Annotated in this window: 17 protein-coding genes; 3 read left to right on the top strand and 14 right to left on the bottom strand. The window is 61.1% G+C overall.

Annotated features, from left to right (window positions below):
* Window positions 1-23 precede the first annotated feature (23 nt).
* From C4J88_RS19480 to ccoN (C4J88_RS19435), 11 genes are all read right to left on the bottom strand, one after another.
* Complete coding sequence (locus C4J88_RS19480; protein ID WP_124407879.1) at window positions 24-563, bottom strand: FixH family protein; 540 nt, start codon at window positions 561-563, stop codon at window positions 24-26.
* Window positions 564-578: 15 nt separating this feature from the next.
* Window positions 579-1982, bottom strand: coding sequence for a cytochrome c oxidase accessory protein CcoG (gene ccoG / locus C4J88_RS19475; RefSeq protein WP_124363889.1), 1404 nt, complete (start codon window positions 1980-1982; stop codon window positions 579-581).
* A gap of 265 nt (window positions 1983-2247) precedes the next feature.
* A complete protein-coding gene (locus C4J88_RS27465; RefSeq protein ID WP_164487729.1) occupies window positions 2248-2403 on the bottom strand; it encodes a hypothetical protein in 156 nt (51 codons plus the stop codon).
* Between the two features lie 115 nt (window positions 2404-2518).
* On the bottom strand, window positions 2519-3496 hold the full coding sequence (gene ccoP / locus C4J88_RS19470; RefSeq protein WP_124407878.1) for a cytochrome-c oxidase, cbb3-type subunit III: 978 nt from the start codon (window positions 3494-3496) through the stop codon (window positions 2519-2521).
* Window positions 3493-3678: a CcoQ/FixQ family Cbb3-type cytochrome c oxidase assembly chaperone gene (locus C4J88_RS19465; RefSeq protein WP_003193169.1), complete on the bottom strand. Its 186-nt coding sequence runs from the start codon at window positions 3676-3678 to the stop codon at window positions 3493-3495. Before C4J88_RS19465 ends, ccoP (C4J88_RS19470) begins: the two co-directional genes overlap by 4 nt.
* Window positions 3679-3683: 5 nt before the next feature.
* A complete protein-coding gene (ccoO, locus tag C4J88_RS19460; RefSeq protein WP_124363885.1) occupies window positions 3684-4292 on the bottom strand; it encodes a cytochrome-c oxidase, cbb3-type subunit II in 609 nt (202 codons plus the stop codon).
* Entirely contained in the window at window positions 4292-5734 is a 1443-nt protein-coding gene (gene ccoN / locus C4J88_RS19455; RefSeq protein WP_124363884.1) for a cytochrome-c oxidase, cbb3-type subunit I, read from the bottom strand. Before ccoN (C4J88_RS19455) ends, ccoO (C4J88_RS19460) begins: the two co-directional genes overlap by 1 nt.
* A 420-nt stretch (window positions 5735-6154) precedes the next feature.
* Entirely contained in the window at window positions 6155-7102 is a 948-nt protein-coding gene (gene ccoP / locus C4J88_RS19450; RefSeq protein WP_124407877.1) for a cytochrome-c oxidase, cbb3-type subunit III, read from the bottom strand.
* Window positions 7099-7299, bottom strand: a complete 201-nt coding sequence (locus tag C4J88_RS19445; RefSeq protein WP_124363882.1) for a cbb3-type cytochrome c oxidase subunit 3 — start codon at window positions 7297-7299, stop codon at window positions 7099-7101. The genes ccoP (C4J88_RS19450) and C4J88_RS19445 overlap by 4 nt, the downstream gene beginning before the upstream one ends.
* Window positions 7300-7302: 3 nt before the next feature.
* Window positions 7303-7911: a cytochrome-c oxidase, cbb3-type subunit II gene (ccoO, locus tag C4J88_RS19440; protein ID WP_124367922.1), complete on the bottom strand. Its 609-nt coding sequence runs from the start codon at window positions 7909-7911 to the stop codon at window positions 7303-7305.
* A gap of 10 nt (window positions 7912-7921) precedes the next feature.
* Complete coding sequence (ccoN, locus tag C4J88_RS19435) at window positions 7922-9346, bottom strand: cytochrome-c oxidase, cbb3-type subunit I (protein ID WP_124407876.1); 1425 nt, start codon at window positions 9344-9346, stop codon at window positions 7922-7924.
* A gap of 79 nt (window positions 9347-9425) precedes the next feature.
* On the opposite strand from ccoN (C4J88_RS19435), the gene C4J88_RS19430 reads away from it, so the two are divergent.
* Window positions 9426-10118 (top strand): alpha/beta family hydrolase, encoded by a 693-nt coding sequence (locus C4J88_RS19430; protein ID WP_124407875.1) that lies wholly within the window; start codon window positions 9426-9428, stop codon window positions 10116-10118.
* Window positions 10119-10150: 32 nt separating this feature from the next.
* Here the strand turns inward: C4J88_RS19430 and C4J88_RS19425 are convergent, their stop codons facing one another.
* Window positions 10151-11716: a PAS domain-containing methyl-accepting chemotaxis protein gene (locus C4J88_RS19425; protein WP_124407874.1), complete on the bottom strand. Its 1566-nt coding sequence runs from the start codon at window positions 11714-11716 to the stop codon at window positions 10151-10153.
* 108 nt (window positions 11717-11824) lie between these two features.
* The gene (locus C4J88_RS19420) at window positions 11825-12739 is read right to left on the bottom strand and encodes a DMT family transporter (protein ID WP_124367919.1); all 915 of its coding nucleotides are present in this window, start codon (window positions 12737-12739) and stop codon (window positions 11825-11827) included.
* Between the two features lie 153 nt (window positions 12740-12892).
* Here C4J88_RS19420 and aceK point away from each other — a divergent pair, with 153 nt between their 5' ends.
* Entirely contained in the window at window positions 12893-14623 is a 1731-nt protein-coding gene (gene aceK / locus C4J88_RS19415) for a bifunctional isocitrate dehydrogenase kinase/phosphatase (RefSeq protein WP_124407873.1), read from the top strand.
* A gap of 133 nt (window positions 14624-14756) precedes the next feature.
* Here the strand turns inward: aceK and C4J88_RS19410 are convergent, their stop codons facing one another.
* Entirely contained in the window at window positions 14757-15995 is a 1239-nt protein-coding gene (locus tag C4J88_RS19410) for a hypothetical protein (RefSeq protein ID WP_124407872.1), read from the bottom strand.
* A 333-nt stretch (window positions 15996-16328) separates the two neighbouring features.
* Here C4J88_RS19410 and hrpA point away from each other — a divergent pair, with 333 nt between their 5' ends.
* On the top strand, window positions 16329-20240 hold the full coding sequence (gene hrpA / locus C4J88_RS19405; RefSeq protein WP_124407871.1) for an ATP-dependent RNA helicase HrpA: 3912 nt from the start codon (window positions 16329-16331) through the stop codon (window positions 20238-20240).
* Window positions 20241-20495 lie beyond the last annotated feature (255 nt).

Raw genomic sequence — 20495 nt, 5'->3', positions numbered from 1 at the left:
ACGCGGAGCGTGGGAATGATCAGTTACTTTTTCAGGTCTTCGGCACCCTGCAACGGCTCATCGCCGAGCAACAAGTCTGTGTCGTGGCTGACCTCTTCTTCTTCGAACAGGCGCCAGGTCTTGTCGCCTTCCACGCCGAGCAGTTCCACGAAGCGGCGCCCTTCGACCTTGTCGGTGACCTGGCCGATGTAGCGGCCCGGTTCGCTGGCGCTGCGGGTCAGGTTGATCTTGCGATCCTTCGCCGGCTGGGTCGGGGAGATCAGGTTCAGCTCCAGGGTGTTCGGGTTGCTGTAGCCGGTGAGGTGCAGCTCGACTTCACCGGTCAGCGCGTCCAGGTGCAGCTTGCCGCGCAGTTGCAGGGTCTGGGCCAGGCGTTCGCGGTCCAGGGAGCGGTTGATGCCTTTGCCGGCCTCGTAATAGTTGTCGTTGACCAGGTTGTCCGGGTGGTTCACCGCGATGGTCACCATGGACAAGGTCAGGGTCACTGAGCAGGCGAGGATCGCGATGATGATCCAGGGCCAGAGGTGCTTGTACCAGGGGCTTGCGGCAGTGGTTACGGGCATTCTCGTGTTCCCTGTCTAACGGACTTGTGGGCCGATGAATCGGCTCTTGGCTTCAATGCGGACGCTGTTGTCGTCGGCGTCCTCAAGGATGAACGTTACCTCGTTGGTGCTTGACGGCAACTGCTCGGGCGCACTCGACAATTCTACCGGCATGCTGACGATGTCGCCGGCGGCCACCTTGATTTCGCGTCGGCCTTGCAGCTTGAGGTCGGGCAGGCCGGCGGCGTCGAGCACGTAGGTGTGGTCGCGCTGATCCTTGTTCATGATCTTCAGGCTGTAGACGTTTTCGATGCGCCCTTCGGCGTTTTCGCGGTACAGCACGCGGTCCTTGCTCACGTCGAAGCCCACCAGCGAACGCATGAAGAACGCCGCCACCAGCAGGCTGATCATCGCCAGCAATACCAAGGCGTAACCGATCAGGCGCGGGCGCAACTTATGGGTTTTCTGTCCAGACAGATTGTGCTCGGTGGTGTAGCTGATCAGGCCGCGTGGGTACTCCATCTTGTCCATGATGTTGTCGCAGGCGTCGATGCAGGCAGCGCAACCGATGCACTCGATCTGCAGGCCGTCGCGGATGTCGATGCCGGTGGGGCACACCTGCACGCACATCGTGCAGTCGATGCAATCGCCCAGGCCCTGGGCCTTATAGTCGACCCCCTTCTTGCGCGGGCCACGCACTTCGCCACGGCGTGGGTCGTAGGAAACGATCAGCGTGTCCTTGTCGAACATCACGCTCTGGAACCGCGCATAGGGGCACATGTAGATGCACACCTGTTCGCGCAGCCAGCCGGCGTTGCCGTAGGTGGCGAGGGTGAAGAAACCCACCCAGAAATACGACCAGCCGTCGGCCTGGCCGGTGAAAAAGTCCAATACCAGTTCGCGGATCGGCGAGAAGTAGCCGACAAAGGTCAGGCCGGTGACAAAACCGATCAGCAGCCACAGCGTGTGCTTGCTGAATTTGCGCAGGAATTTGCTGACGCCCATGGGCGCCTTGTCCAGCTTGATGCGCTGGTTGCGATCGCCTTCGGTAACCTTTTCGCACCACATGAAGATCCACGTCCACACGCTTTGCGGGCAGGTATAGCCGCACCAGACGCGGCCGGCGTAAACCGTGATGAAGAACAGGCCAAACGCCGCGACGATGAGGATGCCCGACAGCAGGATGAAATCCTGAGGCCAGAAGGTTGCGCCAAAAATAAAGAACTTACGCTCCGGCAGGTTCCACCACACCGCCTGGTGGCCGCCCCAGTTCAGCCACACCGTGCCGAAGTACAGCAGGAACAGGCCGGCACCGCCGAGCATGCGCAGATTGCGGAACAGCCCGGTGAAGGCGCGGGTGTAGATTTTCTCTCGTGACGCATAGAGATCGACGGTTTTGGCAGGCGGGGTAACGTCGTGTACCGGTATCTGGTTGCTCATCATTGCATCCCACGGCGGTGGAGATTTGCCTCGGCCAGTACGTGCCAACCGGGGTCAAATTAAGGATGTTGCAGTGGCCTAATGATACGCCCCCGGTGGTGCGTGAAGGGTGCGACCTTTGGTCGCGTTGGGGGAAATCAATTGATGGTGTACGTGATCTGGATCAATTGACTTGTGAAGTATGGTTGGTTTTGCGGCTACGGTGGGGTGGAGGGCCCTGATGCTGTTCAGTAACTCTTTATCTGAAATCACTGCCTGGAAGAGTTCAGTTCTGGAGCGGCCTATGGACGATAGTTGCGCGATCAGGGCTGAATTCGATGCGCTCTTCTGGCATTTGAAGCATTTCAACAATGTCTGAATGATTGGGCTTGAGCGCTTCTTTCGGATCTTTTTGCTGGGGGCTTTCTGGGGGATTGTTCATGTTGAGTCTCGATGAAAGTGCCGAAGTCCAAACTAAATGACTGTCTCTCAAGGTGCAATGAACAAAAATGGCCCTGTCAGTTTTCGCTGATAGGGCCTTTTTCACTACCTTTTCGTTATGGCTCCTCAGCCTTCTTATCCCCATGGGACAAGCTGTAAACATACGCCGCCAACAAGTGCACCTTGTCATTGCCCTGCAGTTGTTCCTGCGCTGGCATCTGGCCCTGGCGGCCATAGCGAATGGTCTGCTGCAGTTGGGCGAAGCTCGAACCGTAGATGAACGCACCCGGATGAGTCAGGTCCGGTGCGCCCATGGCTGGGGTGCCTTTACCGGTCGGGCCGTGGCAGGCCACGCAGTTGGCGGCGAAGAGTTTCGCGCCGTTGGCGACGTCGGCCTTGGCGCCTTCCGGCAGCTTGCGGCCATCGAGGTTGGTCACCACGAACGCCGCTACGTCGGCCACGCCTTGCTCGCCGATCACTTCGGCCCAGCCTGGCATCACCGCATGGCGGCCCTGCATGATGGTTTGCTTGATGGTCGCCGCGTCGCCGCCCCAGCGCCAGTCGGCGTCGGTCAGGTTGGGAAAACCGTAGGCGCCCTTGGCGTCGGAACCGTGGCACACCGAGCAGTTGGAGGCGAACAGACGGCCGCCCATCTTCAGGGCCTGCGGGTCTTTGGCGACTTCTTCAATCGGCATCGAGGCGAATTTGGCGAAAATCGGCCCGAATTTGGCCTCCGACCTGGCCATTTCCTTTTCCCATTCGTGCACGCCGGTCCAGCCGGTCTGGCCGTTGGCGAACGCGGTTTGCTTGTCATTGTCGAGGTAGTTGTAACCCGGCAGCAGGCCTTTCCAGTTGCCCAGGCCAGGGTACAGCGCCAGGTAGCCGAGGGCGAAGATGATGGTGCCGACGAACAGCATGAACCACCATTTGGGCAGCGGGTTGTCGTATTCCTCGATGCCGTCGAACGAGTGGCCGACGGTCTCGTCCGTCTGTTCGGCGCGCTGGCCCTTGCGGGTCGACAGCAGCAGCCAGGTCAGGGCGAAGATGGTACCCAGACTGAGGACTGTGACGTACAGGCTCCAGAACGTAGTCATTCTTTGTTACTCCTAGACGCTTGCTCGACGTGCTTGATGGCTTCCGGGTCATCCGCAAAAGGCAGCATGGTCGCGTCGTCGAATTCCGATTTGCGCCGTGGGCTGAACACCCACAGCGCCAGGCCGATAAAGGCCACCATCACCACGACGGTGCCCAGGCCACGAATCATTCCGATATCCATGCCGGTCACCGTTTGCTTTTGATGAGGGTGCCAAGGCCCTGCAGGTAGGCCACCAACGCGTCCATTTCGGTCTTGCCTTTGACGGCGGCTGCCGCACCGGCGATGTCTTCGTCGGTGTAGGGCACACCCAGGGTGCGCAGGACTTCCATTTTTTTCGCGGTGTCCTTGCCGTCGAGCTTGTGTTCCACCAGGAACGGGTACGCCGGCATTTTCGACTCCGGCACCACGTTGCGCGGGTTGTACAAGTGCGCACGGTGCCAGTCATCGGAGTAACGCCCGCCAACGCGCGCCAAGTCCGGGCCGGTGCGTTTGGAACCCCACAGGAACGGGTGGTCCCACACGCTTTCACCGGCGACCGAGTAGTGGCCATAGCGTTCGGTTTCGGCGCGGAACGGGCGGATCATCTGCGAGTGGCAGCCCACGCAACCGTTGGCGATATAGACGTCGCGGCCCTCCAGTTCAAGGGCGGTGCGCGGTTTCATGCCTTCGACCGGCTTGTTGGTCACGTCCTGGAAGAACAGCGGGACAATCTGGGTCAGGCCGCCGATGCTCACGGCGATGACCATGAAGAAGGCCAGCAGGCCGATATTCTTCTCGACTACTTCATGCTTCATCAGTGGGCTCCCACGACGGCGATCTTGGCGGCGGCTTCAGCTTGCTCAGGGTCGGAGGCACGCACGGTGCGCCAGACGTTGTAGGCCATGAACAGCATGCCGGTGGCGAAGAACGCACCGCCCAGGGCGCGCACGATATAGCCCGGGTGGCTGGCTTGCAGCGCTTCGACGAACGAGTAGGTGAGGGTGCCGTCGTCGTTGATCGCACGCCACATCAGGCCCTGGGTAATGCCGTTGACCCACATCGAGGCGATGTAGAGCACGGTACCGATAGTGGCCAGCCAGAAGTGCGTGTTGATCAGCCCGACGCTGTGCATCTGCGCACGCCCGAACAGCTTGGGGATCATGTGGTACAGCGCGCCGATGGAGATCATCGCCACCCAGCCCAGCGCACCGGCGTGGACGTGGCCGATGGTCCAGTCGGTGTAGTGGGAGAGCGAGTTGACGGTCTTGATCGCCATCATCGGGCCTTCGAAGGTCGACATACCGTAGAACGCCAGCGAAACCACCAGAAAGCGCAGGATCGGGTCGGTGCGCAGCTTATGCCAGGCGCCCGAGAGCGTCATCATGCCGTTGATCATGCCGCCCCAGCTCGGCGCCAGCAGGATGATCGACATCGCCATGCCCAACGACTGCGCCCAGTCCGGCAGCGCGGTGTAGTGCAGGTGGTGCGGGCCGGCCCAGATGTACAGGGTGATCAGCGCCCAGAAGTGCACGATGGACAGGCGGTAGGAGTAGATGGGACGTTCGGCCTGCTTGGGCACGAAGTAGTACATCATCCCGAGGAAGCCGGTGGTGAGGAAAAAGCCCACGGCGTTATGCCCGTACCACCACTGGATCATGGCATCCGTCGCGCCGGCATAGGCCGAGTAGGACTTGAACAGGCTGACCGGTAGGGACGCGTGGTTGACGATGTGCAACATCGCCGTGACCAGGATGAACGCCCCGTAAAACCAGTTGCCGACATAGATGTGCTTGGTCTTGCGCTTGACGATGGTGCCGAAGAACACCACGGCGTAGGTCACCCACACAATGGCGAGCAAAATGGCAATCGGCCACTCCAGCTCGGCGTATTCCTTGGTGGTGGTGTAGCCCAAGGGCAGGCTGATGATGGCGCCGACGATGACCGCCTGCCAGCCCCAGAAGGTAAAGGCGGCAAGGCCATCGGAAATCAGTCGCGTCTGGCAGGTGCGTTGCACGACGTAGTAGGAGGTGGCAAACAGCGCGCATCCACCGAAGGCAAAGATCACCAGGTTGGTGTGCAGCGGGCGCAGGCGGCCGAAGGTCGTCCAGGGCAGGTCGAAATTCAATTGCGGCCAAACCAGTTGCGAGGCGATGAACACCCCGAGCCCCATGCCAAGGATCCCCCAGACCACCGTCATGATGGCGAACTGGCGAACGACCTTATAGTTATAAGCAGTCGGACTGATTGCTGTGCTCATTCTAAGGTTCCACGGTTTAGGTTTTTTTATAGGTAAAATCGGCCGCAAGTATGTAGAAAGCGAGGGGCCATTGCAACGCAATGACTGACCTGTATCAATGCGTTCCACGCCAGATTCTGCGCCCTTTCCATGTTTGATGTAAGGATAAAATAGAAATCGAAAGCTGATCGAGTGGACAAGAAAATTTCGGAGCCTCGACAGCGGTTGTCGCGTACGCCGAAATCGCTTCGCTTGAAAGCAAGCGTAGACCCGAATCTGAGGTGGGGAAAGTTGGACTTGGGAAGGGCGCGACACTTAGTCGCGCAAGCAGTGGCGAACCGTGGCGAGGGAGCTTGCTCCCACTGGAGTGCGAAGCGCTCCCAGATTTTTGGGGCCGCTTCGCTGCCCAGCGGGAGCAAGCTCCCTCGCCACAGCTAATGGTTACTGAGGTTGGCTTTCCGGCGTTGCACCGTCAGCGTTATGGGAAAGGCTATAAACATAAGCCGCCAGCAGATGCACCTTGTCATTGCCTTGCAGCACTTCCTGCGCAGGCATCTGGCCCTGGCGACCATGCCGGATGGTCTGTTGCAGCTGCGCCAGGCTGGTGCCGTAGATAAACCCTGCAGGCTCGGTCAGGTTTGGCGCGCCCATGGCTTCCACACCGTGGCCCTGCGGCCCGTGGCAGGCAACGCAGGTGGTGTTGAATGCAGCCTGGCCCGCCGCCAGGTCGGCCGTGCTGTCGGCCGGTAAGGGCAACTTGGCCAGGTCGTGGCGTACATACGCGGCAACATTCTTCACCCCATCCTCGCCCAGCACTTCACCCCAGGCCGGCATCGCCGCGTGGCGACCGCCCAGGATGGTGGCCTTGATCGCTGCGGCCGAACCGCCCCAGCGCCAGTGGCTATCTGCCAGGTTGGGGAAGCCGTACGCGCCCTTGGCATCCGAGCCGTGGCACACCGCGCAGTTGGAGGCGAACAGGCGACCGCCCATCTTCAAGGCTTGCGGGTCCTTGGCCACTTCTTCCACCGGCATCGCTGCGAATTTGGCGTAGATCGGCCCGAACCTGGCGTCGGCCTTGGCCATCTCTTTGTCCCATTCCTTGGTCGATGTCCAGCCGTCTTCATAACCCGGCAACACGCCTTTCCAGTTACCCAGGCCCGGGTAGAGAATCAGGTAGCCGATGGCAAACACCAGCGTGCCGACGAACAGCATGAACCACCACTGGGGCAGCGGGTTGTCGTATTCCTCGATGCCGTCGAAGGCGTGGCCCATGGTCTGGTCGACGCTGCCGTGGGTTTCGCCCTTGCGGGTGCCGATCAACAGCCAGGTCAGGCCGATCAGGCTGCCGAGGGTCAGTACGCAGATCCATGCACTCCAGAAGGTAGTCATGGCCGAGTGCTCCTTGGTGCGGGCGCTTCTTGAGCGTCGGAGGGAGAAGGTTCATCGGCGAACGGCAGCAGGCGCGCCTGCTCGAAGTCCGCGTTGCGGCGGTTGTTGAACACCCACAGCGACAAGCCGATGAAAGCGATGGCGACCACCAGCGTGCCGAGGCCGCGGATAGTGCCCGCGTCGAATTCAAATCCCATGGCTCACCTCTTGCTCTTGATGGCAGTGCCGAGCACTTGCAGGTAGGAAACCAGCGCGTCCATTTCGGTCTTGCCCTTGAGGCTGGCGACCGCACCACGAATGTCGTCGTCGGTGTACGGCACGCCCAGGGTGCGCATGACGTTCAGTTTGGTCTCGGTGTGGCTGCTGTCGACCGGGGCCGTCACCAGCCATGGGTAGGCCGGCATTTTTGACTCGGGCACCACGTTGCGCGGGTTGTACAGGTGCGCGCGGTGCCAGTCGTCCGAGTAGCGTGCGCCCACGCGGGCCAGGTCCGGCCCGGTGCGCTTGGAGCCCCACAGGAACGGGTGGTCCCACACGCTTTCGCCGGCCACCGAGTAATGGCCGTAGCGTTCGGTCTCGGCGCGGAACGGGCGGATCATCTGCGAGTGGCACTGCACGCAGCCTTCACGGATGTAGATGTCGCGGCCCTCCAGTTGCAGCGCGGTGTAGGGTTTCATGCCTTCGACCGGCTTGTTGGTCACGTCCTGGAAGAACAGCGGGACGATCTGGGTCAGGCCGCCGATGCTCACGGCGAGCACCATCAGCAGCATCAGCAGGCCGACGTTTTTTTCAATGACTTCGTGTTTCATCACAACCTCCTCAGGCCAGTTGCGCGACAGGCACGGCGTCGGCGGGCTGCACCGCGCGCACGGTGCGCCATGTGTTGTAAGCCATCAGGAACATGCCGCTGAGGAACACCGCACCGCCCACCAGCCGCACGATGTAGCCCGGGTGGCTGGCCACCAGGGTTTCGACGAAGGAGTAGGTCAGGGTGCCGTCCTCATTGATCGCACGCCACATCAGGCCCTGGGCGATGCCGTTGACCCACATCGAAGCGATGTAGAGCACGGTGCCGATGGTGGCCAGCCAGAAGTGCGCGTTGATCAGGCCGAGGCTGTACATCTGCTCGCGCCCGAAGACTTTGGGGATCATGTGGTACAGCGCGCCGATGGAAATCATCGCCACCCAACCGAGTGCGCCGGCGTGTACGTGGCCGATGGTCCAGTCGGTGTAGTGGGAGAGGGCGTTGACGGTCTTGATCGCCATCATCGGGCCCTCGAAGGTGGACATGCCGTAGAACGCCAGGGACACCACGAGGAAGCGCAGGATCGGGTCGCTGCGCAACTTATGCCAGGCGCCCGAGAGCGTCATCATGCCGTTGATCATGCCGCCCCAGCTCGGTGCCAGCAGCACCAGCGACATCACCATGCCCAACGACTGTGCCCAATCCGGCAACGCGGTGTAGTGCAGGTGGTGGGGGCCGGCCCAGATATACAGGGTGATCAGCGCCCAGAAGTGCACGATGGACAAACGATACGAATACACCGGGCGTTCGGCCTGCTTGGGCACGAAGTAGTACATCATCCCGAGAAAACCGGCGGTGAGGAAAAAGCCTACGGCGTTATGCCCGTACCACCACTGCACCATCGCATCCGTCGCACCGCCGTACAGCGAGTAGGACTTGGTCAGGCTGACCGGGATTTCCAGATTGTTGACGATATGCAGGATCGCCACGGTGATGATGAATGCGCCGAAAAACCAGTTACCCACATAGATGTGCTTGGTGTTGCGCTTCATGATCGTGCCGAAGAACACGATGGCATAGGCCACCCAGACGACGGTGATCAGGATGTCGATCGGCCATTCCAGCTCGGCGTATTCCTTGGAGCTGGTGTAGCCCAGCGGCAGGCTGATCGCGGCCAACAGGATGACGAGCTGCCAGCCCCAGAAGCAGAATGCGGCGATTTTCGGTGCGAACAGCTGTGTCTGGCAGGTGCGTTGCACCGAATAGAAGGAGCTGGCGAACAGTGCGCAGCCACCGAAGGCAAAGATCACGGCGTTGGTGTGCAGCGGGCGCAGGCGACCGAAGCTGGTCCAGGGCAAATCGAAGTTGAGCGCAGGCCAAACCAATTGGGCCGCGAGAAAAACCCCGAGGCCCATGCCGACGATGCCCCACACCACCGTCATAATGGCGAATTGGCGGACCACCTTGTAGTTATAGGCGGTACTTAAAGTAGTGTTCATGGTTCCCCATCCACGGTTCAACCCAAGCCGGTGCGGCACTTGGGCTGGAGTTATAGGCAGACTAAAAAGCGAGGCAAGCATGGGCAAAGAGCACAAGGCCAGTATTGACGGGGATCAATGGGCGCAGTGTGTGCGTGAACGCGGCTGGTTATGGGATGTCGCAGCGCAGGCGATTTCAGGCGAGCCCGTCACGTTGATCCTGGCCCACGGCGCCGGCGCGCCGATGGACTCGGCGTTCATGAACGACATGGCTGCGCGCCTTGCCGGGCATGGCGTTAACGTCGTGCGCTTCGAATTTCCCTACATGGCCCAGCGCCGATTGGACGGAGGCAAGCGCCCACCGAACCCGGCGCCGAAACTGCTGGAGGCATGGCGGGAGGTGTATGCCCTGGTGCGGCGTCATGTCGCGGGCAAGGTGGCGATAGGCGGCAAATCCATGGGCGGGCGGATGGCCAGTTTATTGGCCGATGAACTGGGCGCCGCTGGGTTGGTGTGCCTGGGCTATCCGTTCTATGCGGTGGGCAAGCCGGAAAAACCTCGCGTAGAGCATTTGGCTGCGCTTAAGACGCCGACGCTGATTGTGCAGGGCGAGCGTGATGCACTGGGTAATCGGGCGGCGGTGGAGGGGTATGACTTGTCGCCTAGCATCGAATTGATGTGGCTGGTGGCGGGGGATCATGATTTGAAGCCGTTGAAGGCTTCGGGGTTTAGTCATGAGCAGCATCTGGAGGCTGCGGCGGTGAAGGTGGCTGGGTTTCTTGGTGCCGGTTAGGGCCCTATCGGGGGCTTGCCCCCGATAGCGATCTACCGGTTAAAACGCTCCACCAGCGAGTACTGGGTATTCGCTGTATGCGTCAGCTCTTCACTCAGTTGCGCCGAATTCATCGCCTGTTCCGAGGTCTGGTCCGCCAGCAACGCAATGGTGCTGATGTTACGGCTGATCTCTTCAGCAACGGCACTTTGCTCTTCGGTCGCGGCGGCGATCTGCGTGGTCATGTCGGTGATATTCGCTACCGCCTCACTGATACCGACCAGCGCCTGATCCGCTTCCATCACCCGTGCCACACCCTCTTCGGCCTGGCGATGCCCGGCGTCCATGGTTTGCACGGCGGCGGCGGCAGTCTGCTGCAGTTTGGCGATCAGGGTATGGATCTGCCCGGTCGATTCGGCGGTGCGTTGCGCCAACTGGCGTACTTCATCCGCCACCACCGCAAACCCACGGCCCATCTCACCGGCGCGCGCCGCCTCGATGGCGGCGTTCAAGGCCAGCAGGTTGGTCTGGTCGGCAATGCCTTTGATCACATCCACCACGCCGCCGATTTCATCGCTGTCCTTGGCCAGTTGCGTGACGGTGATACCGGTTTCGCCCACCGCCACCGACAAGCGCTGAATCGCCTCACGGGTTTCCCCGGCGATATCGCGGCCGCGACCGGTCAGGCGATTGGCTTCCTGGGTGGCATCTGCCGTGCGCTGCACGTGGCTGGCGACTTCCTGGGTGGTCGCCGCCATCTGGTTGACCGCAGTGGCTACCTGTTCCGTCTCTACGCGCTGGCGCTCCAGGCCGCTGGAGCTGTTGTGCGCCAGGGTGTTGGACTGCGCGGCTTGGTCGTTGAGGTGTTCGGCAGTGTCCTGCAGGCGGGTGAGGCAGGTCTTCAGACGCGCTTCCTGGCTGAGGATCGACATTTCCAGCCGCGCCTGGGCGCCTCGGCTGTCGGTGTACATCTGCGCGATCAACGGGTCGGAGGTGGTCTGCTCGGCCAGGCGCAGCAAACGCTTGAGGCCGCGCTGTTGCCAGCTCAGGCCCAGCAGGCCCAACGGCACCGACAGCGCTGCCGCCAAGGCGAAACCCCACTGGGACGTGAGGGTGGCACCGATCATGAAGCTCAATTGGCTGACCAGGATAAACGGCAGCCAGTCCTGCAGCACCGGCAGCCACTTGTCCCGCTGGGGAACGGCCGACTTGCCCTGGTTGATGCGTTGATAGAGCGCTTCGGCCCGGCGGATCTGCTCGGCGGTGGGCTTGATGCGCACCGATTCGTAGCCGATCACCTGGTTGCCGTCGAAGACCGGTGTCACATAGGCGTTAACCCAGTAGTGGTCACCGGTCTTGCAGCGATTCTTGACAATGCCCATCCATGGCAAGCCTTGTTTGAGCGTCGACCACATGTGCGCGAACACCGCCGCCGGAACGTCCGGGTGACGCACCAGATTGTGCGGGGCACGGATCAGTTCGTCGCGGGTGAACCCACTGATTTCGACAAAGGCGTCGTTGCAGTAGGTGATCACACCCTTGGCGTCTGTGGTGGAGATCAACCGTTGCTGAGCGGGGAAGGTACGTTCGCGCTGGGTAACGGGTTGGTTATTACGCATGATTGTTCAATCCGCAAGGCTTTCAGGGGTTATCGGCCATGCCGGGCATTTATTTAACTTATTTTTGCAACAATCCGCTGGCAATGGTCGCGCGCAAACCGCCGAGCCTCACTGTGAGGCTGACAGCGCATCCTCGACCCGAGCTTTTTGTGGCCGCAACACCAGCCACAACGCGCCGGCGATCAACACCCCGCCATATACGTGGGCCATCGACAGCGGCTCATCCAGCAGCAACGCGCCCCACAGTACGCCGAACGGCGGGATCATGAAGGTCACGGTCATCGACTTGACCGGGCCGATGGAGGACAGCAGGCGGAAGTACAGGATGTAGGCGAACGCCGTGCACACCAGCCCCAACCCCAGCAGCGACGCCCATACCTGCCAGCCTCCCCAACTCGCCGGCGGCTGACTGATGGCGCTGTAGGCAAACAACGGCAGCAAGAACAATGTAGCGCCCAGCATGCTGCCCAAGGCCGACAGGCGACTGTCCAACCCGCCGCGCTGATCCAGCCAGCGCCGCGCCAGAAAACCGGCAAAGCCATAGCAGGTGGTCGCCAGCAGGCACGCCATTGCGCCCATCAACAATTCCAGATCAAAGGCCACCGGCCCCGCACGCGTGAGCACGGCCACGCCAAACAGCCCCAGGGCTACACCCGCGATTTTCGACGGTGTCAGGCGTTCGCTGAAGAACAACCCGCCAATCAGTACGCCCATCAGCGGCGTGGTGGCATTGAAGATCGCCGAATAACCCGCGGGCAATACCTGCGCCGCCACCGAGTACATGGTCGCTGGGATCCCTGAGTTGATTACGCCCAGCAGCAGCACCGTCTTGAACTTACCCTGGAAATCCCAGCTCACGCGCATCAACGCCAGGATCACCAACAAGCCTGCGGCGGCAATCGATACGCGGAAAAATGCGGTCGGCACGCTGCCGATTTCCGGCGCGATGATGCGCATGAACAGGAAACTCGCGCCCCAGATGGCGGCCAGTCCCAGCAAGTACAGGGTGTCGACAGGTTTCACAGAAAACTCCTACACGATCAGGCCGGGGAGTGTTGCCCAGCGTTCCGGTCGACACAATCGCTAAGTACGGCGGCCGGTGAAAAATCCTCCTTCTCCTGCCTGGGTTCACTGGCTAAGCTCAGGGCTTCCCGATACCCGTTCGAGGTTTTTCGCATGCCGCAGTCCGCCCTTGCTATCGCCCGGATGATCCTCGACGGTTTCGACGACTACCGTGAGCACTTTCGCCAGATCACCGATGGCGCTCGCGAGCGTTTCGAAAAGGCCCAATGGCAGCAAGGGCAAGCCGCTTCGGCGGCGCGCATCAGCCTGTATGAAGAGAAAGTGGGTGAGGTCACGGCGCGTCTGCGGGCTGCTTTCGAGGCGGGCGTGTTGCAGGACATCGAGCTGTGGCCCCAGGTGAAAAGCGCCTACATCGGCCTGATTGACCTGCGCTTTGACGATGAGCTGTCCGAAACTTGGTACAACTCGGTCTTCTGCAGCCTGTTCAGCCATGACCTGATCAGCGACGGCTGCATGTTTATCCACACCACGCGCCCCACCCAGCGTCTGGCGCGGGCGGCGCAGACCCGCATCTACACGCCTGCAGGCAACATGGCGCAGATGCTTGCGCAGATTTTTGCGGACTACAGCTTCAGTGAACCCTACGCCGACTTGCCTGCCGACCTGCAACGCCTGGAAGCCCAACTGCGCGAAAACCTGCCGGACTGGGTGTGCAAAGACCCGGACCTGAACGTCGAGCTGTTTTCTTCGGTGCTCTACCGCAATAAAGGCGCCTACCTGGTGGGGCGTATCTACACCCGCGACGAACAATGGCCGCTGGTGATCCCATTGCTGCACCGCGAAGGGCGGGGTATTCAGATCGATGCGTTGATCACCGACGAAGCTGAGGTGTCGATCATCTTTTCCTTTACGCGCTCCTATTTCATGGTCGACGTGCCCGTGCCTGCCGAGTTCATCGACTTTCTCAAGCGCATCCTGCCCGGCAAACACATCGCCGAGCTGTACACGTCCATTGGCTTCTATAAACACGGCAAGTCGGAGTTCTACCGCGCACTGATCAATCACCTGGCCACCACCGATGACCAGTTCATCATGGCGCCGGGCGTGCGTGGCATGGTCATGAGCGTGTTTACCCTGCCAGGCTTCAACACCGTGTTCAAGATCATCAAGGACCGTTTCTCACCGTCGAAAAACGTCAACCGCGCCACGGTGATCGAGAAGTACCGCCTGGTCAAAAGTGTCGATCGCGTGGGGCGCATGGCCGATACCCAGGAGTTCGCCGACTTCCGCTTTCCCTTGAGCAAGTTCGAGCCCGACTGCCTCGCCGAGTTGTTGGAAGTGGCCGCCAGCACCGTCGAAGTGGAAGGTGACACCGTGCTGATCCGCCACTGCTGGACCGAACGGCGCATGACCCCGCTCAACCTCTACCTGGAAAACGCCAACCCCGCCCAGGTGCGCGAAGCGCTGGAAGACTACGGGCTGGCGATCAAGCAATTGGCGGCGGCGAATATCTTTCCCGGTGACATGTTGCTGAAGAACTTCGGCGTCACCCGTCACGGCCGGGTGGTGTTTTATGACTACGATGAAATCTGCTTTCTCACCGAGGCCCACTTCCGCCACATTCCCGCGCCGCGTACCCCAGAGGATGAAATGGCCTCTGAACCGTGGTACTCCATTGGCCCGCTGGATGTGTTTCCTGAGGAATTCCCGCCTTTTCTGTTCGCCGACGCCGGCCAGCGCAAGCTGTTCGATGAGCTGCATGTTGAGCTGTATAACGCGGACTATTGGAAAGGGCTGCAGGAGGCTATTCGCGCGGGGAAGGTGATTGACGTGTTTCCGTATCGGCGCAAGGACCCGCGTGATGAAGAGGGGCTGGCGAGTTGAAGAGGTAAGCGTGGCCCAGTGGCCGACTGCGATGTGCAATCAGCCACTGGACGCCTGTTTTTGAAGCGCGTGGTCGAGCTCTTTTGGCCGGGCTGGGTTGAAGCTGGTGTACGGTTGTTTAAATCGCTATGCGTTACGGTTGCGTAGCGGTCAAGCGATGAAGGGCCAGCGTGTTTGTCAGATCGGTGTAGATAGTGCGCAAATCGGTGTTCAGTTCAGCGACCAGCGCTCGCTGTTTATTGCGATCTTTAAGTTGACTGATCGCCGCGTGTTTGACTTGCATGTTGTTTGCGGAATCAATCACTGCCTTGAACTGCGCACGTTCCTCGGCAATGCCAGGTTGTTCCGTACGGGGCACTGCGTTCAGTTGTACAAAGGCCTTTTCGATGACGGCCAATTCCAGTTTGATTCGGCGGTTGTTTGGCGGGGTCAGCAGCAGCGCAGGGTTCATGCCCTCAATCGAGCTGCCATCAAGGTTGCCGTTGCGCCAGGCGTCGCGCAAATTCACCAAGACGTCCCGTGCGGCATCGACCGCCTGGGCCGAGAGTTTCTCCCCCAGGCCGTTGCGCTGCACGGTCTCGACTGTGCGTTCCAGTCGGTGGAGTGTCAGTTCCACCGGTGCCAGTTGCTTGTGCCGCTCCAGACTCTGCTCCAGGCGTTTACGCTCCGGGGCCAGGCCAACGGAGGATTTGAATTGGCTGCTGCCTTTCAAACGGCCCGTTGCCCATGCATTGCGAGACTCGGTCATGGCGTTGCGTTGCCTGAGAAAGATGTCTTCCTCGGCGTGAGACAGAGGCTGCGGCTCTTGCCTGATGTGGTTGTCCAGCAGGGCAATCTCCTTCTCCAGAGCGTTGATATGTTTGACCGCCTGTTCCAGCGTGTGCCCACTCAGCTGGTTGCTCAGGGGTGCAGGCGGCAGGACAGCAACCGTTATCGGGTCCAGCTCGCAGGACGGTGGCGCGATGGCGGCGGCCCACGCTGCGCGTCGACCCAGCAGGGCATCGCGGCGTTCCACGCGAGCGGTGAGTTGCTCGTAGCGTTGCTGGAGGGCGTGCAGGCTTGTTTTGTCATCCGGTTGCACGGCGAAGTGTTTGTGGCTTTCCTGGTCTAAGGCTGCAAGCGCTTCATCAATCCTTGAACTGTGCATCCAGGCCTGAAGCTGATGGCCTTTTTCCTGCGCGGCACTGTCGGGCATTCGACTGATAGGGCCAAACAATGTGTGTTCAAGGTGCCGGCATTTGTCGAGCATGTGCCGCTGGCCTTGCCCTACCAGGCTTTCAACCACCGCTTCATGGATGGCGTGGGTTTGCTGGAACAGCCTGCCCACGGTGGCGCCGGGTTGGTAGGCGGGCAATGGTTTTGATCCGAACATAATGGTTTCTCCGATACGGTGGGCATGAGGTTTTTCCTTGGCGAGCCGCGTGGGGTGGGTGCGGGTGGGGTCGAGTCGCGTGCCGCAGTAAATCGCGCCGGATCGTCACCAGGCCAGATGCGCGTTCTGCTAGCCCTGCGTGAAAAGTCGAATGAGAGAGTAGGTGGCACGACCCCGTCGAGCTAAAATAGCCGGCTCACGCGTATGAAGCGGCCGTGTTGCCGTGATGAAAGGGCTTGGCTCGTTTACAAGGACAGAAATCTGCGACAATTGCCGTCTACGATCATGTCACCGCAGGCTTACCTGCCTCATTAAAAGACCTTTGCGTACCTGATGACCGACCAAGCGCCCACCATCGACCAACTGCTTAAAACCCTCGATCACGCCATGCTTGCCGACCGCAACCGCTTGCGGCGCCAGTTGCTTGAGCTGCGCAAGAAGCCCGATGAGCAGAAGCTGGCGCAGTGGGTATCGCGTATGCAGGCGTCCTGCGCCCAGGTCACGGCGCGGCGGGACAGCCTGCCGGTGATTCGTTACGACGACAGCCTGCCGATTGCCGCCAAGCGCGATGAAATCAAGGCCGCGCTGAACAAACACCAGGTGCTGATCATCGCCGGTGAGACCGGTTCGGGTAAAACCACCCAGTTGCCGAAGATCTGCCTGGAGATCGGCCGCGGTCAGTTCGGCCTGATCGGCCACACCCAGCCACGCCGGATTGCTGCGCGCAGCGTTGCCAGCCGGGTTGCCGAAGAGCTGGCCACGCCGCTCGGCGCGTTGGTCGGCTATCAGGTGCGCTTCGAGGACCAGAGCGACTCCAATACGCTGATCAAACTGATGACCGACGGTATTCTACTGGCGGAAACCCAGAACGACCGCTACCTGGAGCGCTACGACACGATCATCGTCGACGAAGCCCATGAGCGCAGCCTGAACATCGACTTCCTGCTGGGCTACCTCAAGACCCTGCTGCCGCGTCGCCCGGACCTGAAAGTCATCATCACCTCCGCGACCATCGACCTGGAGCGTTTCTCCAAGCATTTCGACGATGCGCCCATTGTGGAGGTGTCAGGCCGTACCTTCCCGGTGGACACCTGGTACCGCCCGCTGACCCTGGAGCAGGACGAGGAGGGCAACCGCGTCGAAGATGACTTGACCGTCGACCAGGCGATCCTGGCCACCCTCGACGAAATCGCCGCCTACGAGCGCAGCGAACGCCGCAGCCCCGGTGATGTGCTGGTGTTCCTGCCCGGCGAACGCGAAATCCGCGACGCCGCCGAGATGCTGCGCAAGGCGCAGCTCAAGCACACTGAGATCCTGCCGCTGTATGCGCGCCTGTCACCCGCCGAGCAACAACGCATTTTCCAATCACACCCAGGCCGGCGCGTGGTGCTGGCAACCAACGTCGCGGAAACCTCGCTGACCGTGCCGGGCATTCGTTATGTGATCGACAGCGGCACCGCACGCATCAGCCGCTACAGCTACCGCGCCAAGGTGCAACGCCTGCCGATCGAGGCGATTTCCCAGGCCAGCGCCAACCAGCGCAAAGGCCGTTGCGGCCGGGTCGAGCCGGGCATCTGCATTCGCTTGTACAGCGAAGAGGACTTTATCGGGCGCCCGGAATTTACCGACCCTGAGATCCTGCGCACCAACCTTGCCGCCGTGATCCTGCAGATGCTGCACCTGCGCCTGGGTGAAATCACCGACTTTCCGTTTATCGAACCGCCGGATGGCAAGGCCATCAGCGACGGTTTCAACCTGCTGCAAGAGCTGTCGGCGGTAGACCGTAACAGCCAGCTCACACCATTGGGCCGCCAACTGGCGCGCCTGCCGGTGGACCCGCGCATGGGCCGCATGCTGCTCGAAGCCGCCAAGCTCGGCAGCTTGCAGGAAGTGCTGATCGTGGCCAGCGCCATGTCGATCCAGGACCCCCGCGAGCGCCCGCCGGAACGCCAGCAGGCCGCCGACCAGGCCCATGCGCAGTGGAAAGACCCGGATTCGGACTTCGCCGGGTTGGTCAATCTGTGGCGCGGCTTTGAAGAACAGCGTCAGGCACTGACCGCCAGCCCGCTGCGTAATTGGTGTCGCAAAAACTTCCTCAACTACCTGCGCCTGCGCGAGTGGCGCGATTCCCATCGCCAGTTGAGCCTGATCTGCCGCGACATGCAGCTGACGATCAACAAGGAACCGGCGGACTTCCCGAAATTGCACAAGGCGGTGCTGTCCGGCTTGCTCAGCCAGATCGGCCAGAAGACCGAGGACGGCGACTACCTCGGTGCCCGGCAGCGGCGTTTCTGGATTCATCCTTCCTCGGGCATCGGCAAGAAGCGCCCGCAATGGCTGATGACCGCCGAACTGGTGGAAACCACCAAGCTGTATGCGCGCATGGTGGCCAAGATCGACGCCGACTGGATCGAACCGCTGGCCGGGCACCTGATCAAGAAAAACCACTTCGAGCCCCATTGGGAGAAAAAGCGCGGCCAGGTGGTGGCGTTTGAACAGATCACCTTGTTCGGGCTGATTGTGGTCGGACGCCGGCCGGTGCATTACGGGCCGATCGACCCGGTGGTGTCCCGCGAGCTGTTCATTCGCGAAGGCCTGGTGCGTGGAGAGATCCAGTCCCGAGCCAAGTGCCTCACGGCCAACCAGCAACTGCTGGAGCAGCTCGACGAACTGGAAGCCAAGGCGCGCCGTCGCGACATCCTGGCCGACGAGGAAACCCTCTACGCCTTTTACGATGCGCGTTTGCCGGCAGAGATCCACCAGACGGCGACCTTCGACAGCTGGTACAAGGTCAACAGCCAGAAAGACCCGCAACTGCTGATCATGCGCGAGGAAGACGTGCTGGCCCGCGAAGCCAGTGAAGTCACCGCCGCGCATTACCCGGACACCTTGCACCTGGGCGACCTGGCCCTGGCCTTGAGTTACCACTTCGAACCCAACCACCCGCGCGATGGCGTAACCCTGCGCGTGCCGGCGCCGCTGTTGCCGGCGTTGCCCGCCGAGCGCCTGGAATGGCTGGTGCCGGGAGTGATCGAAGCCAAGTGCATCGCCCTGGTGCGTAACCTGCCCAAGGCGCTGCGCAAAAACTTCGTGCCGGTGCCGGATTTCGTCAAGGCGGCGCTGCAGCGCATCGAGTTTGGCCAGGGTTCGCTGCCCCAGGCATTGGGTCGCGAACTGTTGCGCATGACCGGTGCGCGGGTCAGCGAGGAAGCCTGGGCGGAGGCCGCACAGCAGGTGGAAAACCATTTGAAGATGAACCTGGAAGTGGTTGACGGCGAGGGCAAATTCCTCGGCGAAGGCCGTGACCTGGCACAGCTGACCGCGCGTTTCGCCGAAGCCAGCCAGGCCGCCCTGGCAGTGCCGCAAACCGCGAAAAGCCAGCAGCCGGTGCACGCCAAGGTGTTTGCACCGGTGGCCGAAAAAACCCAGCAAAACATCGCCGGCCTGTCGATGACGGTGTACCCCGCGCTGGTGGAAGAAAACGGCACGGTCAAGGAAGGGCGTTTCTCCACGGCCGCCGAGGCGGAGTTCCAGCATCGGCGTGCCTTGCAGCGCCTGTTGATGCAGCAACTGGCGGAACCGGCGAAATTCCTGCGCGGCAAATTGCCGGGCCTGACCGAGTTGGGCCTGCTGTACCGCGAACTGGGGCGTGTCGAGGCGCTGGTGGAAGATATCCTGCTGGCCAGCCTCGATACCTGCGTATTGGAAGGCGAAGCCACGTTGCCGCGCGATGGCGCTGGGCTGGCCGCGCTGGCCGAGCGCAAACGTGGCGGTTGGACCGAACAGGCCGAGCGTCTGGCGCGCCTGACCCTGGAAGTGCTGAAACTCTGGCACGGCCTGCAAAAACGCTTCAAAGGCAAAATCGACCTCGCCCAGGCGGTGGCCTTGAACGATATCAAGCAGCAGTTGAGCAACCTGGTGTACCCAGGGTTTGTGCGCGAGACCCCGGCCCAATGGTTCAAGGAGTTGCCGCGTTTCCTCAAGGCCATCGAGCTGCGCCTGGAAAAACTGCCGAGCCAGGTGCAGAAGGATCGTGTGTGGAGCGCCGAGTTGAGTGGCCTGTGGGCGCAGTACCAGAATCGCCTGAATAAACACGCCCAGGAAGGCAAGCGCGATCCGCAGCTGGAGCTCTATCGCTGGTGGCTGGAAGAATACCGGGTGTCGTTGTTTGCCCAGCAACTGGGGACCAAGGTGCCGATTTCCGATAAGCGCTTGAGCAAACAATGGAGCCAGGTCGAGCCCTGAAGCATTCCCGGTTTCCTGAACTGAACAGGGTCAAATGTGGGAGGGGGCTTGCCCCCGATGGCTGTGTATCAGTTGCAGAGTCTGGCTCTGACACACCGCAATCGGGGGCAAGCCCCCTCCCACAATGAGATGTTTGTCTGGCATATGGCGCCAAATCACCGGCGTTGTGGCAAACTTCGCGGTTACAAGATGAATAAAGCGTTGCCAGTTCGATGTCCGCTGGACGGAATCGAACGACTTACAGTTTGGTACGAC

Source organism: Pseudomonas sp. R4-39-08, from assembly GCF_003852275.1.
Classification (GTDB): domain Bacteria; phylum Pseudomonadota; class Gammaproteobacteria; order Pseudomonadales; family Pseudomonadaceae; genus Aquipseudomonas.
The sequence above is the reverse complement of the archived record's forward strand: the minus strand, read 5'-3'. Positions and strand labels throughout refer to the sequence as shown.